Origin of the sequence: Stenotrophomonas nitritireducens, from assembly GCF_001431425.1 — a bacterium.
GTDB classification, from domain to species: Bacteria; Pseudomonadota; Gammaproteobacteria; order Xanthomonadales; family Xanthomonadaceae; genus Stenotrophomonas; species Stenotrophomonas nitritireducens.
On the sequence record NZ_LDJG01000016.1, the window covers coordinates 22,185 to 36,581 of the forward strand.

13 protein-coding genes are annotated in these 14,397 nt (G+C 68.9%); 4 read left to right on the forward strand and 9 right to left on the reverse strand.

Annotated elements, in window-relative coordinates; all coding sequences use genetic code 11:
* Positions 1–44 precede the first annotated feature (44 nt).
* Positions 45–533, forward strand: coding sequence for a DnrO protein (locus ABB22_RS11205; RefSeq protein WP_152984146.1), 489 nt, complete (start codon positions 45–47; stop codon positions 531–533).
* Between the two features lies 1 nt (position 534).
* Here ABB22_RS11205 and ABB22_RS11210 read toward each other — a convergent pair whose 3' ends face one another.
* On the reverse strand, positions 535–2,001 hold the full coding sequence (locus tag ABB22_RS11210) for a UbiD family decarboxylase (protein ID WP_057505223.1): 1,467 nt from the start codon (positions 1,999–2,001) through the stop codon (positions 535–537).
* A 99-nt stretch (positions 2,002–2,100) separates the two neighbouring features.
* Complete coding sequence (locus ABB22_RS11215) at positions 2,101–3,066, reverse strand: helix-turn-helix transcriptional regulator (RefSeq protein ID WP_057505224.1); 966 nt, start codon at positions 3,064–3,066, stop codon at positions 2,101–2,103.
* 158 nt (positions 3,067–3,224) lie between these two features.
* On the opposite strand from ABB22_RS11215, the gene ABB22_RS11220 reads away from it, so the two are divergent.
* On the forward strand, positions 3,225–4,001 hold the full coding sequence (locus ABB22_RS11220) for a DUF481 domain-containing protein (RefSeq protein WP_055772439.1): 777 nt from the start codon (positions 3,225–3,227) through the stop codon (positions 3,999–4,001).
* A gap of 68 nt (positions 4,002–4,069) precedes the next feature.
* Here ABB22_RS11220 and hemC read toward each other — a convergent pair whose 3' ends face one another.
* From hemC to ABB22_RS11255, 7 genes are all read right to left on the reverse strand, one after another.
* Positions 4,070–4,978, reverse strand: coding sequence for a hydroxymethylbilane synthase (gene hemC, locus ABB22_RS11225; RefSeq protein WP_057505225.1), 909 nt, complete (start codon positions 4,976–4,978; stop codon positions 4,070–4,072).
* Between the two features lie 22 nt (positions 4,979–5,000).
* A complete protein-coding gene (locus ABB22_RS11230) occupies positions 5,001–5,726 on the reverse strand; it encodes a LytR/AlgR family response regulator transcription factor (RefSeq protein WP_055772661.1) in 726 nt (241 codons plus the stop codon).
* 99 nt (positions 5,727–5,825) lie between these two features.
* Positions 5,826–6,491 (reverse strand): alpha/beta hydrolase, encoded by a 666-nt coding sequence (locus ABB22_RS11235; RefSeq protein ID WP_057505226.1) that lies wholly within the window; start codon positions 6,489–6,491, stop codon positions 5,826–5,828.
* 885 nt (positions 6,492–7,376) lie between these two features.
* Entirely contained in the window at positions 7,377–9,287 is a 1,911-nt protein-coding gene (gene mdoH, locus ABB22_RS11240; protein WP_057505227.1) for a glucans biosynthesis glucosyltransferase MdoH, read from the reverse strand.
* A gap of 286 nt (positions 9,288–9,573) precedes the next feature.
* Positions 9,574–9,879, reverse strand: coding sequence for a DUF3817 domain-containing protein (locus ABB22_RS11245; RefSeq protein WP_055772663.1), 306 nt, complete (start codon positions 9,877–9,879; stop codon positions 9,574–9,576).
* A gap of 227 nt (positions 9,880–10,106) precedes the next feature.
* Positions 10,107–10,733: a CoA transferase subunit B gene (locus tag ABB22_RS11250; RefSeq protein ID WP_057505228.1), complete on the reverse strand. Its 627-nt coding sequence runs from the start codon at positions 10,731–10,733 to the stop codon at positions 10,107–10,109.
* Position 10,734: 1 nt separating this feature from the next.
* Positions 10,735–11,469, reverse strand: coding sequence for a CoA transferase subunit A (locus ABB22_RS11255; RefSeq protein ID WP_055772455.1), 735 nt, complete (start codon positions 11,467–11,469; stop codon positions 10,735–10,737).
* Positions 11,470–11,614: 145 nt separating this feature from the next.
* Between ABB22_RS11255 and ABB22_RS11260 the strand changes: the two genes are divergently transcribed.
* Together ABB22_RS11260 and ABB22_RS11265 are read left to right on the forward strand one after the other, a co-directional pair.
* A complete protein-coding gene (locus tag ABB22_RS11260) occupies positions 11,615–12,961 on the forward strand; it encodes a phosphohexomutase domain-containing protein (protein ID WP_057505229.1) in 1,347 nt (448 codons plus the stop codon).
* A gap of 8 nt (positions 12,962–12,969) precedes the next feature.
* Entirely contained in the window at positions 12,970–14,373 is a 1,404-nt protein-coding gene (locus tag ABB22_RS11265) for a mannose-1-phosphate guanylyltransferase/mannose-6-phosphate isomerase (RefSeq protein WP_057505230.1), read from the forward strand.
* Positions 14,374–14,397: the final 24 nt, after the last annotated feature.

A 14,397-nucleotide genomic window follows, 5' to 3' on the forward strand; every position in this document is an offset into this window, starting at 1 on the left:
GCTGCGTCGCAGGTGGGCATCTCCCATCGTCCCGGAGAAGAACGATGCGACGCACGACCCTGCTTTCCGCCTCCACGCTCATCCTTGCAGGCGCGTTGTCCGCACAGCTGGCCACCGCGCAGTCGGCGCACGCCGCCCACGCGCACGCGCCAGCTGCCGCCACGGCGCCCGCGCCCGCGCCCGCGCCCGCGCAGCGCTGGACCACCGACGCACCGCTGCGCGAAGGCATGCGCGGCATCCGCGTGGCGGTGCAGGCGCTGGAGCACTACGAACACGGCCACATGGGCATCGCCCAGGCCCGCAGCACCGCGGCGCTGATCGACACCGCGGTCGACGGCATCTTCGCCAACTGCAGGCTGGAACCCGATGCCGACGTGGCGCTGCATGGCCTGCTGGCGCAGTTCCTGGCCGGCGCCGAAGCGGTGCGTACATCGCAACAGGTGCCGGTGCAGGAGATCGCAGGCATGCGTTCGGCGCTGGCGCGCTACCCGCAGCTGTTCGACGACCCGCAGTGGGACGCCACGGCGGACTGATTCAGTCCGCCATCGCCGTGCGCCACAGCGCATCCACGCGCCGCTCCACCGCCGGATCGAGCCGGATCGGCCGGCTCCAGGTGCGGCTGGTCTCCGCCGGCCACTTGTGGGTGGCGTCCAGCCCGAGCTTCGAACCCAGGTTCGGCGTCGGGCTGGAAAAATCCAGGTAGTCGATCGGGGTGTTCTCCACCAGCATGCTGTCGCGCGCCGGGTCCACCCGCGTGGAGATTGCCCAGATCACCTGCGGCCAGTCGCGCACGTCGATGTCCTCGTCGGTGACGATCACGAACTTGGTATAGGTGAACTGGCGCAGGTAGGACCAGATACCCATCATGATCCGCCGCGCATGGCCCGGGTACTGCTTGCGGATGCTCACCACCGCGACGCGGTACGAGCACGCTTCCGGCGGCAGGTAGAAATCCACGATCTCCGGGAACACCTTGCGCAGGATCGGCACGAACACATCGTTCAGCGCCATCGACAGCACCGAGGGTTCGTCGTGCGGCGCGCGCCCCATGTAGCTGCCGTGGTAGATCGCGCCAGCGCGCAGGCGCATGCGCTCGATGGTGAGCACCGGGAAGGTGCCCTGCGCGTTGTAGTAGCCGGTGTGGTCGCCGAACGGGCCTTCCAGCGCGGTGTCGCCCGGCTGGATGAAGCCTTCCAGCAGGATCTCCGCGCCGGCCGGCGCGTCCAGGCCGGTCAGGCCGCTGCGCCAGACGCGGGTGCGCGAGGCGCGCAGCAGGCCGGCGAATTCGTATTCGGACAGCGTGTCGGGCAGCGGCGCCACGGCGGCCAGGAGGGTCGCCGGATCGGCGCCGATCGCCACCAGCACCGGGAATGGCCGGTCGGGGTGCGCGGCCTGCCAGTCGGCGAAATCCAGCGCGCCGCCGCGGTGCGGCAGCCAGCGCATGATCACCCGGTTGCGGCCGATCACCTGCTGCCGGTAGATCGCCACGTTCTGCCGCGCCTGGCGCGTGCCGCGGGTGACCACCAGGCCGAAGGTGACCAGCCTGCCGGCATCCTCCGGCCAGCAGCGCTGCACCGGCAGCACGCCCAGGTCGACGTCCCCGCCGCTGCGCACGTCCTCGTTGAACGCGGCCTCGTCCACCCGGCGCGGCGCCACGTGCGCCAGCTGCGCCAGTTCCGGCCACTGCGCCAGCGCCTGGCGCAGGTTGTCCGGCCAGCGCGGCTCCTTGACTGCGGCCAGCAATTCGCCGAGTTCGCGCAGCGACGCCAGCGGCCGCCCGGCCAGGGCCAGTTCGATGCGGCGCCGGTGGCCGAACAGATTGCCCAGCAGCGGATGCGCCGAGCCGGTGGCCGGCATCAGCAGCGCCGGTCCCTGTGCCTGCAGCGCGCGCAGGCACAGCGCCGTGCTTTCCAGTTCAGGGTCCACCGGCACGGGGAGTTCGCGCAGCTGGCCGCGTGCGCCCAGGTGCTGCAGGAAACCGCGCAGATCGTGGAAGGCCATGCGGCGGCTCCGTGCCATCGGGGCCATCGATTCTGGCGAGGGCGCCACCGCCGCCCCATGACCTGGGTCAAGCCGGCCGGCTTTGCGCGGCGGGCAGCCTCAGTCGTAGTTGCTCAGCGCCAGCGACAGCAGCGCCTTGGCCTGCTCGCGCAGCGACTGCGGTTCGACGATCTCCGCATCCGAGCCGTAGTGCAGCACGTCCATCAGCAGTTCGCGCGAGACGCTGTACGGCACCTTCAGCTCGTAGCGGCCGTCGGCCAGGAAGCGGCCCTGCTGCTTGGAGTGCCAGTGCTCGTCGGCCACCCAGCGCGCGGCCTTGGCGCTGAACACGATGGTTGCCCAGCCCTTGGGCGCGCCGGAGAAGATGCCGTAGCCGGCGCCCAGCTGCTCGTCCAGCTCGCCGTCGGGGATGTCGCGGGCGACCTGGTCGATCACCCGCGCCTTGTGGATGCGGTCCACCGCGAAGCTGCGCAGCGCCTCGCGGCCATGGTCCCAGGCGTCGAGGTACCAGTTGTCGCGGTAATGGGTGATGCGCTGCGGCGAGACCGTGCGCCGGGTGACCTCGTCGGTCGAACGCGCGCGGTAATCGAAGGACAGCTGCCTGCGCTCGAGCACGCCCGAGGCCACGGTGCGGAAGCTGGCCTCGTCGAGCTTGCGGCCGCGGTGCGGGATCACCCGCACCCGCTCCACCGGCCACGACGAGGCGCCGGCCTGGGCCGCCAGCAGGCTTTCGATGCGCTGCTGCAATGGCGCCAGCACCGAGGACAGCACGCCGCCGCCGGTACGCGCCAGCAGGTGCTGCGAGGCCAGCAGCGCATGCAGCTCCTCCGAGCTGAGCCACAGCCCGGGCAGTTCGAAGCGGTCGCTTTCCCCGCTCTGGTAGCGGAAACCGGCCTCGCCGTCGCCCTCCACCGGCGCCATCAGGGCGTCGCGCAGGAAGGCCAGGTCGCGGTAGACCGTGGCCCGTGAGCAGCCCAGTTCATCCTGCAGGCGCGCCACCGTGATCGGGTAGCGGGCGGACTTGAGCTGGCGATGCAGTGCGTTGATGCGTTCGTAGCGGTCCATGGCCCGATTATGTCCGACTCGGCGCTGAATGGCGCGCGGCAAGGAGGCCGCCAGGCTTAACCGGGGGCGAAGCGGCCGGGAGGGGGCGGCTGGCGGGGCGGAGCCATCCGGTATCATGAAAACGCTTCCCGTTCCCGACTTCTCCCGGAGATCTCCCGATGTCCCTGCGTGTTTCCCTGTTCCTGCCGTTGCTGTTGTGCGCCCCGATGGCGTGGGCGGACGATGCCTCCGACCCTGCCGCGATGACCTCGCCCTGGAGCGGCAGCGGCGGCGAACTCGGCTTCGCCTCGGCCCACGGCAACAGCACCACCGAGAGCTTCAACGGCCGCCTGAAGCTGCGCTACACCGACGACGACTGGGTGCACAGCATGGACCTGTTCGGCCTGCGCTCCAGCGCCGAGTACAAGCAGACCGCCGACGACGGCAGCACCTACCGCAAACGCCAGACCACCGCCAACCGCTACACCGCCAGCGCCGGCAGCGCCCTGCAGCTGGGCGAGCACCGCCAGCTGACCGCCACGGTGCGCTATGAAAGCGACGATTTCGCCACCTACGACCGCCAGGGCAGCTTCGGTCTGGGCTACGGCACCCGCCTGATCGATGGGAAGCGCCTGGTCCTGGACACCCAGATCGGCCCCGGCGTGCGCCGCTCGCACAATTCCGAGACCGACGAGAACCGCACCGGCCTGATCGGCCGCGGCCTGTTCGACCTGAAGTTCGGCCTCACCGAGAACACCGACCTGGTGAACACCCTGCTGGTCGAGTCTGGTTCGTACAACACCTTCGCGCAGAACGATTTCGGCGTTTCGGTGGCGATGAACAGCCACTTCGCGCTGAAGGCCGGCTGGCAGGCCCGCTACAACAGCGACGTGGCCGAGGACAAGCGCAAGACCGATACCCTGACCACGATGAACGTGGTCTACAGCTTCAAGTAAGCCGCCCTCCTGGCGCGATACCCGCAGGAGCGCACCCAAGTGCGCTCCTGCGTCGTTTCCGGGCCTGTCTACCGCAGCAGTTCGCCGGCACCGGCATCCAGCAGTTGCCGCGCCACCGCGCGGCCCAGCGTCTCCGGATCGCTGCCGGGCCCCTGCGCCTCGGCGCGGACGCTGCGCCCGTCGGCGACGCCGCCGACCAGACCCTGCAGCCACAGGTCATCGCCGCGCCACTGCGCCAGCCCGGCCACCGGCACGTGGCAGCTGCCGTCCAGCGCTCGGTTCATCGCCCGCTCTGCTTCCACGCAGGCGCGCGTGCCCGCATCGTCCAGCACCTCCAGCAGCGCGATCACGCCGGCGGCATCGGCGCGGCATTCCACCGCCACGGCCGCCTGCGCCGGCGCCGGCAGCCATTGCGGCGCGCGCAGGCGGTCGCGGATGCGTCCGCCCAGTTCCAGGCGTTCCAGCCCGGCGCAGGCCAGGATGATGGCGTCGTAGTCGCCGGCATCGAGCTTGGCCAGGCGGGTGTTGACGTTGCCGCGCAGGTCGCGCGACTGCAGGTCCGGGCGCAGCGCGCGCAGCTGGGCCTGGCGGCGCAGCGAGGAGGTGCCGACGACGGCGCCATGCGGCAGCGCGTCCAGCGTGGCGTAGCGGTTGGAGACGAAGGCATCGGCAGGATCGGCGCGCTCCAGGATCGCCGGCAGCGCGAACGGCGCGTCCAGTTCCATCGGCACGTCCTTGAGCGAATGCACCGCGCAGTCGGCTTCGCCGCGCAGCATCGCCAGTTCCAGTTCCTTGAGGAACAGCCCCTTGCCGCCGATGGCGGCCAGCGAGCGGTCCAGTACTTCGTCGCCGCGCGTGCTCATCGGCACCAGTTCGACCGACAGGCCCGGGTGCGCGTGGCGCAGGCGGGCGGCGACGTGTTCGCTCTGCCACAGGGCGAGCGGGCTCTTGCGGGTAGCGATGCGCAGCATGTTCATGGCGCCATTATCGGCGCAGTGCTCACGTGCCGGCCAGTTCCGCCTTCAACGCCGCCACGCAGCGGCGGCTCACCTCCAGCGGCTGCGCCACGCCGCGCAGCACCGCCTGCACCTGCCCGGCCGCGGTCCGCCGCAGTTCCTGCAGGCGTCCCCGGGAAACCAGGCAGTTGCGGTGGATGCGCACGAAACGCGTGCCGAACTCTTCCTCCAGCGAGCGCAGCGACTCCTCGATCAGGTCCTCGCCATGGACGTGGTGGACCACCACGTACTTTTCCTCGGCCTGCAGGTAGAACACATCCTCCAGCGGGATCAGCCGCAGGTTGCCGCGCAGGCGCGCGCACAGCACCCGGCGCCCGGCCGCGGCGGGTACCGCCGCGCCGACCCGCCCGGCGAGGAAGGTCCGGGCCCGTTCCAGCGCGGTTGCCAGCCGCTCGCCGCGCACCGGCTTCATCAGGTAGTCGATGGCGGCCGCCTCGAACGCCGACAGCGCATGCGAGTCGTAGGCGGTGCAGAACACCACCGCCGGGCGCGGCTCGAGCCGCGCCAGATGCCGCGCCACGTCCAGGCCATCGATGCCGGGCATGGCGATGTCCAGCAGCACCACGTCCGGCTGTGCGCGCGCGCAGGCATCCAGCGTCGCCTGGCCGTCGCCGGACTCGGCCACCACCACCACGTCGCCGTGGGCGGACAGCAGCATGCGCAGGCGTTCGCGCGCCAGCGGTTCGTCATCGGCAATGAGCACTTTCATCGCCATCCCCTGCCCTGCAGTCCTCCCCGGATGACGCATGTTAGCCAACCCCGGCACGGACCGGCAGCTGCCGGCCGTCCCCGGGGGCCGCCGCCGGCGTCAGTCCTGTGCGAAACGCGCCTGCAGCCAGTCGCCGAGGGCCTGGATCTCCTCGGCGCAGACCTGGTGCGCCATCGGGTAGCGGTGCCACTCCACGCCGAAGCCCAGCTGCTTGAGCACCTGCATGCTGTGCTCGGCGATCTGCACCGGGATCACCGGGTCGCCGCTGCCGTGGGCCATGAATACCGGCTGCGCGGTGGCGTCTTCCGCCAGCTGCGCGGCGGCGGCATCCACTTCCGGCAGATAGCTGGACAGGGCGATCAACCCCGCCAGCGGCTGGCGCCGGCGCAGGCCGGCGGACAGGGTGATGGCGCCGCCCTGCGAGAAGCCCGCCAGCAGGATGCGGCCAAGGGGAATGCCGCGCGCCTGCTCGCGCGCGATCAGCTCCTCCACCTGCACCACCGACTCGGCCACGCCGGTGGCGTCGGCACGGCTGCGGAAATCCAGGCTGACGATGTCGTACCAGGCGCGCATCGGCATGCCGTTGTTGATGCTGACCGGGCGCTTGGGCGCATGCGGGAACACGAAGCGGATCGCCGGCCAGTGCGGCCGCACCAGCTCCGGCACGATCGGCGCGAAGTCATGGCCGTCGGCACCCAGCCCGTGCAGCCAGATCACCGACCATTCCGGCGCCGCGCCGGTTTCCTGTTCCACTGTTTCCAGCATTGCATGCGACTCCAAGGGACCGGGGCGCATTATGCCTGTGGGCGGGAGGCAAGGCCGATGCTGGTCGTTTGCTGTTGCTGTGATTTTGCTTTTGCCCTGGTTTTTGACTTCCGTATCCCCTTCCGCAGCGACGGAGCCGGCGGGAAAAACCCGAAGGGCGACGCACATGGATGTGCGTCGTTTTTCTACGCGACATGGATGTCGCGTAGAAAAATCCCGCTGGCGGAGTGGACCCGGCGCGCACAGCGCGTCGGGCGTGGAGGCAGGGCGTGCTTTCTTTGGGCCACGTTTCTTTGCACGAGCAAAGAGGGGCTTTTTCAACAGCCGAATGGCTGGTCAAGGTGGCTCGCGCCCCGAAGGGGAGCGAAAGCCTTTGATCCTGTTTCTGCCTTGCTCTGGCTTCCTCTAGACGTCTGTACCAACGCGATAGTCAAAGGACCAAGCCAGAGATCAAGGCAGAGGCCAAACATGAAAGCAGAAGCTTGAAAGCAAAGCTTTCGCCCCTGCTTCGCAGGAGCGAGTTACTTCTCTTTGCTCGTGCAAAGAGAAGTAACCAAGAGAAAACACGCCCCTGCCTCCGCGCCCACCGTGCCTGCGGCACTCCGGGTCCACTCCGCCGCCGGGATTTTTCGACAGGACGTCCCTGTCGTGTCGAAAAACGACGTGCATCCATGCACGTCGCCCCTGCGGGGTCTTGTCCGTCGGCTCCGTCGCTGCGGAAGGGGTTCTGAAAGCAAAAGGCACAGCAACAGCAACAGCAACAGCGAAAGCAAAGGCAAAGGCAAAGGCATCTTCACCCTTCAACCCGTTACGACACCCGATCCTTTCTACAGCCGGAAACCAAACCAGAAACCGCGGCCGTCAACAGAACAAGGAGCCGCCCTGCTACTCCACGGAAAGCGGCTCCTGCATCGCCGCAGCACGCAGTTCGGCCGCCCGCACCAGCACCAGCGGCGGCGCGCTCTCCTCGGGGATGGACAGCAACCGATGTCGCCGCAGCCAGTCGCCGATCTTGCGCGAAGAGGTGAGGCCCACCACCGGCACCGCCAGCGCCATGCCGATCACCACCGGCGCCATCCATGCCGCCAGCGACGGCGATACCGCATAGGCCATCGCCCCCATCGCCAGGCCGAACACGCTCAGCCCGCCATAGCTGCGCAGCAAGGCGACCCACGAGACACGACCATCGTCGCGCTGCTGCGCATCCCAGCCCGAGTCCTTGCCGGCCAGCACTTCGGCCACGCCGCGCGACTGCACGTACATCACCACCGGCGCCATCAGCGCGGCCAGCAGCGTTTCCAGCAGCACCGAGACGAATGCGCGCAGGGCGCCGCCGCACCCCTGCCGCTCGCTGCGCGCGCTGAGCATGGCCACGTAGCCCATCGCCTTGGGCGCCAGCAGCACGCCCATGGTCACGACGAACACCCACAGCACGCCCTGTTCGTCCAGGCCGCGCCAGTAGTGCACCGGCGACAGCCGCAGGTGCAGTTCCTCGGCCAGGTCGATGCCGCCATGCACCAGCGGGATGGCCATGCCGATCAGCATCAGCATCGCCCACATCGGCGCGGTGAAATAGTGGCCGATGCCGACCAGCATGTGCACGCGGCTGATCCAGTGCAGGCCGGCCGCGGTGACCACTTTGGAATGCTGCAGGTTGCCCTGGCACCAGCGGCGGTCGCGGATCAGCAGGTCGGTCAGCGTCGGCGGGCCCTCCTCGTAGCTGCCCTGCAGGTAGGGCACCATGTGCGCGGCCCAGCCGCCACGGCGCATCAGCGCGGCCTCGACGAAATCGTGGCTGAGCACGTGCCCGCCGAACGGCTTGCGTCCCGGAAGTTCCGGCAGGCCGGCCTGCTCGGCGAAGGCGCGGGTGCGGATCACCGCGTTGTGGCCCCAGTAGTTGCTCTCCGCGCCATGCCACCAGGCCACGCCATAGGCCATCACCGGGCCGTAGACGCGTCCGCCGAACTGCTGCATGCGCGCGAACGCGGTACGCCCGCCGACCACCGCCGGCAACGACTGGATCAGGCCGACCCCTGGATGGTTCTCCATCGCCGAGGCCAGGCGCACGATCACCTCGCCGGTCATCAGGCTGTCCGCGTCCAGGATCAGCATCTGCGGATAGGCGCCGCCGAAACGCCGCACCCAGTCGGCGATGTTGCCGGCCTTGCGCCCGGCGTTGTCGGCGCGGCGCCGGTAGAACAGCCGGCCACGGCCGCCACTGGCCTCGACCAGCCGCGCGAACACCTGTTCCTCGGCACGGCCGATGGCCTGGCGCGTGGTGTCGCTGAGCACGAAGAAATCGAAGCGGTCGAGCTGGCCGGTGGCCGCCACCGATTCGTAGATGGCCTGCAGCCCGGCCATCATCCGCCGCGGGTCCTCGTTGTAGGTGGGCATCAGCAGCGCGGTGCGGCTGCGCAGTTGCGGCAGCGGCGCATGCGGATGGATGCCCAGCTTGCGCCGCCCGCGCAGCAGGGCCTGCAGGCCCGCCAGGCTGCTGACGAAGGAAAACGCGATCCACGCGAACAGCAGCACGAACAACCCCAGCAGGCAGGCTTCGAGCACGTTGATGCCGCCATTGGCCAGCACCCCGGCCATCATCCAGGTGGCTACCGCCGTCATCGCCACCGTGCTGCCGAACACGTACAGCCGGCGCAGCACGATGTTCGGCGGCGAGGTGTCCTGCCGCCGCCCCTGCAGGCGCCCCTGCCGCAGCGACTGCACGGGCATCGGCAGCGGGCTTTCCGCCGGCAGCACCGCGATGCCGGCGTCGCGCAGGGCGCTGGACGCATCGCTCATGGCTTCCACCGCGCGCCGGAACGCGCCTGGAAGGAAGGAAGCGCCGTCACCGGCAGGGGGACGGGAACGGAGGAAACAGGGCTTCCGTGGTGCACGGGGCTCTCCGAGAGACAGGCAAGCGCTAAAAGCTAGAAGATCGAACCTAAACAGGCTGCGAACATGCCCGGTGCGGCGGATCGACCGCATCGCCGGCACCTGGCCCGCATCCCCGGCCAGGCGGCGACGGCATCATCGATGCCACCGCCAGGCACCCTGCCCCCATGGCGGCCGCCAAGCGGCGGCCGGCTCAGCGCGCGGGCGACAGCAGGCCGCGGCGGCGGTACCACCATTCCAGCGGCACGGTGACCAGCGGCGGCACTGCCGCCAGCAGGGCCAGCAGCAGCGCCCACAGCGGCCAACGCTGCCGCACACCGGCATGGACACTGGCCACCACGTAGAACAGGAACGCCAGCCCATGCAGGCGCCCGAACAGCCACACGCCCAGTTCGGTCGTCTGCGTACCGTACTTGAGCAGCATGCCGACCAGCAGCCCGGCCCAGGTCGCGCCCTCGATCAGGGCGGCGACAGCAAACAATTTTCCGGCGGCGGACATCGGCTTCGCGGGCATCGGCACGTCGTCATCGAACAGGAGGACGCGGATTGTAGGCGACCTTCGCCCGGCGGGCCGGCTCCACCATGAATCATGCAGGATCCGTGCGGGCCGGCGACCGTCCCCGTGCGCCGTCCGTTCGCATGCCCTGCGGGTTCGCAGCGGCAGTTCCGGGCGCCTGCAACGCCCAGAACGCCATCGGCCATGCGGGACTTCCCCTGAAACAGCCCTCAGATGAAAGCCACGCCGGTTCTGGCCTTCAGTTCCTCCAGGCCGACGCCCGGAGCCGCTTCCACCAGCGTGAGGCCAGCATCGGTGACGTCGAACACTGCCAGGTCGGTGATGATGCGGTCGACCACCCCCACGCCGGTCAGCGGCAGGGTGCACTCGGACAGGATCTTGTGCTCGCCGTTCTTGGCGGTGTGCTCCATCAGCACCACCACGCGCTGCACGCCCGCCACCAGGTCCATCGCTCCGCCCATGCCCTTGACCATCTTGCCCGGCACCATCCAGTTGGCCAGGTCGCCCTTGTCGGTGACCTGCATCGCGCCGAGGATGGCCAGGTTGATGTGGCCGCCACGGATCATCGCGAACGAATCGTGGCTGCCGAAGTAGCTGGCGCCGGCGCGCGCGGTCACGGTCTGCTTGCCGGCGTTGATCAGGTCGGCGTCTACTTCGGCGTCGGTCGGGAACGGGCCGATGCCGAGCAGGCCGTTCTCCGACTGCAGCCATACGTCCACGCCTTCGGGGATGTGGTTGGCCACCAGCGTCGGCAGGCCGATGCCCAGGTTCACGTAGGCGCCATCGGTCAGTTCGCGCGCGGCGCGCTGCGCCATCTCGTCACGGGTCCATGCCATTTCAGTTGCCCTCCGCGCGGATGGTGCGTTGTTCGATGCGTTTTTCCGGCGTCGCGTTCAACACGATGCGGTCCACGTAGATGCCCGGCAGGTGCACCTGGTCCGGGTCGATCGCGCCGACCGGCACGATCTCCTCCACTTCCACCACGCAGACCTTGCCGGCCATGGCGCAGGCGGGATTGAAGTTGCGCGCGGTCTTGCGGAACACCAGGTTGCCGGCCTCGTCGGCCTTCCACGCCTTGACCAGCGAAACGTCCGCCTTCAGCGCGGTCTCCATCACGTAATGCTTGCCGTCGAATTCGCGGGTTTCCTTGCCCTCGGCCACCACGGTGCCGTAGCCGGTGGCGGTGAAGAACGCCGGAATGCCTGCGCCGCCGGCACGCAGGCGCTCGGCCAGGGTGCCCTGCGGGTTGAACTCCAGCTCCAGTTCGCCGGCCAGGAACTGCCGCTCGAATTCCTTGTTCTCGCCCACGTAGGAGGAAATCATCTTGCGGATCTGTCGGGTTTCCAGCAGTTGGCCGAGGCCGAAGCCGTCGACGCCGGCATTGTTGGAGATCACGGTCAGGCCGGTCACGCCGGAATCGCGCAGGGCGGCGATCAGGGCTTCGGGAATGCCGCACAGCCCGAAACCACCGACCGCCAGGGTCTGCCCGTCGGCGACCACGCCGGCCAGTGCTTGGGCCGCATCGGCAACCACCTTGCCGCGCCGCCCGCTCAGGGTTGAAGGATCGCTCATCGCATCACGCCCACAGTCAAAGGATGGCCGCATTCTAGCCCCAGTCCCTTACCGGCCCTCTTGGACCTTCGTCCAGCCGCGGACGGCCCAGTCACCGCCAAGCGACTAAACTGGGCGCCTTTCCACACATCGACAGGTTACCCGCATGCCATTACCCGCGTTCAAGGCCTACGACATCCGCGGCCGCGTGCCCGAGGAGCTCAACGAGGATCTCGCGCGAAAGATCGGCAAGGCCTTGTCCGCCCGGCTTGGCGACGGCCCGGTAGTGCTGGGCCACGACGTGCGCCTGACCAGCCTGGGTCTGCAGGACGCGCTCGCGGACGGACTGCGCGGCGAAGGCCGCGAGGTGATCGACATCGGCCTGTGCGGCACCGAGGAGGTCTATTTCCAGACCGACCATCTGGGCGCGGCCGGCGGGGTGATGGTCACCGCCAGCCACAACCCGATGGACTACAACGGCATGAAGCTGGTCAAGCAGCAGGCGCGGCCGATCAGCTCGGATACCGGCCTGTTCGCCATCTCCGATGCGGTGGCCGCTGACACCGCGCCGGCGCAGGCCCCGCGTGCCGGACAGGTCGAACGACACGACAAGAGCGCCTACATCGCGCACCTGCTGTCCTATGTGGACGTGGCCGCGCTCAAGCCGCTGAAACTGGTGGTCAATGCCGGCAACGGTGGCGCGGGCGCCATCGTCGATCTGCTCGCACCACACCTGCCGCTGGAATTCGTGCGCATCTGCCACGAACCCGATGGCCGCTTCCCCAACGGCATCCCGAATCCGCTGCTGCCGGAGAACCGCGCCGCCACCGCCGATGCGGTGTGCGCGCATGGCGCCGATTTCGGCATCGCCTGGGACGGCGACTTCGACCGCTGCTTCTTCTTCGACCATACCGGTCGCTTCATCGAGGGCTACTACCTGGTGGGCCTGCTCGCCCAGGCGATCCTGGCGCGCAATCCCGGCGGCAAGGTCGTGCACGACCCGCGCCTGGTGTGGAACACGGTGGAAATGGTGGAAGCGGCGGGAGGCGTGCCGGTGCTGTGCAAAAGCGGGCACGCCTTCATCAAGGAGAAGATGCGCTCGGAGAACGCCGTCTACGGCGGCGAGATGAGCGCGCACCACTATTTCCGCGAATTCGCCTATGCCGACTCGGGCATGATCCCGTGGCTGCTGATCGCGCAGCTGGTTTCGAGCAGCGGCCTGTCGCTCGCCGAACTGGTAGAAGATCGCATGGCCGCCTACCCGTGCAGCGGCGAGATCAACTTCAAGGTCGCCGACGCCAAGGCCGCGGTCGAACGGGTGATGCAACACTTCGCCGCGCAGTCGCCCACGCTGGACCACACCGACGGCATCAGCGCTGATTTCGGCGACTGGCGTTTCAACCTGCGCAGCTCCAACACCGAGCCGCTGCTGCGGCTCAACGTCGAGACGCGCGGCGATGCGGCGCTGCTGCAGGCGCGTACCGACGAAATCTCCACCCTGCTTTCGGCCTGAGACCCATCATGAGCAACATTACTCCCGTCATCCTGTCCGGCGGCTCCGGCACCCGCCTGTGGCCGCTCTCGCGCGAAGCCTATCCCAAGCAGTTCCTGCCACTGGCCGGCGAAGCGACCATGCTGCAGGCCACCTGGCAGCGGGTGGCGGCCATCGCCGCGCGCGGGCCGCTGGTGATCGCCAACGAGACGCACCGCTTCGTCGCCGCCGACCAATTACAGCAGGTGGGCGCGCAGCCGCAGGCGATCATCCTCGAACCGGTGGGGCGTAACACCGCACCGGCCATCGCCGTGGCGGCGCTGGAAGCCACCCGCGATGGCGCCGACCCGCTGCTGCTGGTGCTGCCTTCGGACCATGTGATCGCCGACGAGGCCGCCTTCCATGCCAGCGTGCGCCAAGCGGCGGCTGCGGCCGATGCAGGCAAGCTGGTGACCTTCGGCATCGTTCCGACCGGCCCGGAAACCGGCTATGGCTACATCAAGGCCGCGCCCGGCGAGGGCGCGCGTGCAGTCGAGCGCTTCGTCGAGAAGCCCGACCTGGCCACCGCTACCGATTACGTCGCCAGCGGCCAGTACCTCTGGAACAGCGGCATGTTCCTGTTCCGCGCCTCACGCTACCTGCAGGAACTGGCCCGCTTCAACCCGGCCATGCTCGAACGCAGCCGCGCCGCCTGGGAAGGCGCGCGCCGCGACGCCGATTTCACCCGCCTCGATACCGAAGCCTTCGCGGCGGTGCCCTCCGACTCGATCGACTATGCGGTGATGGAAAAGACCGCCGATGCGGTGGTGGTGGCGCTGGACGCAGGCTGGAACGATGTCGGTTCGTGGACCGCTCTGCGCGATGTCTCCACCCAGGACGGCGACGGCAATGCCCATCACGGCGACGTGATCGCCATCGACTGCCGCAATACCTACGCCTACGGCGAACGGCTGGTGGCGCTGGTCGGGTTGGACGACGTCATCGTGGTCGAGACCGACGACGCAGTGCTGGTCGGCAACGCCGATCGCATGCAGGAAGTCAAAGACGTAGTCGCACGGCTGAAGGCGGAAGGCCGCAGCGAGGCCACCTGGCACCGCAAGGTCCACCGCCCGTGGGGCGCCTACGACTCCATCGACAACGGCGAGCGCTTCCAGGTCAAGCGCATCACGGTCAAGCCTGGTGGCACGCTGAGCCTGCAGATGCACCACCATCGCGCCGAACACTGGATCGTGGTCAGCGGCACGGCCGAGGTGACCCGCGGCGACGAAGTACTGCTGCTCAGCGAGAACCAGAGCACCTACATCCCGCTGGGCGTGACGCACCGGCTGCGCAACCCCGGCAAACTGCCGCTGGAACTGATCGAGGTACAGTCAGGCAGTTATCTCGGCGAAGACGACATCGTGCGTTTCGAGGACACCTACGGGCGCAGCTGAAACACCGTCCCGCTACGGGGTGAC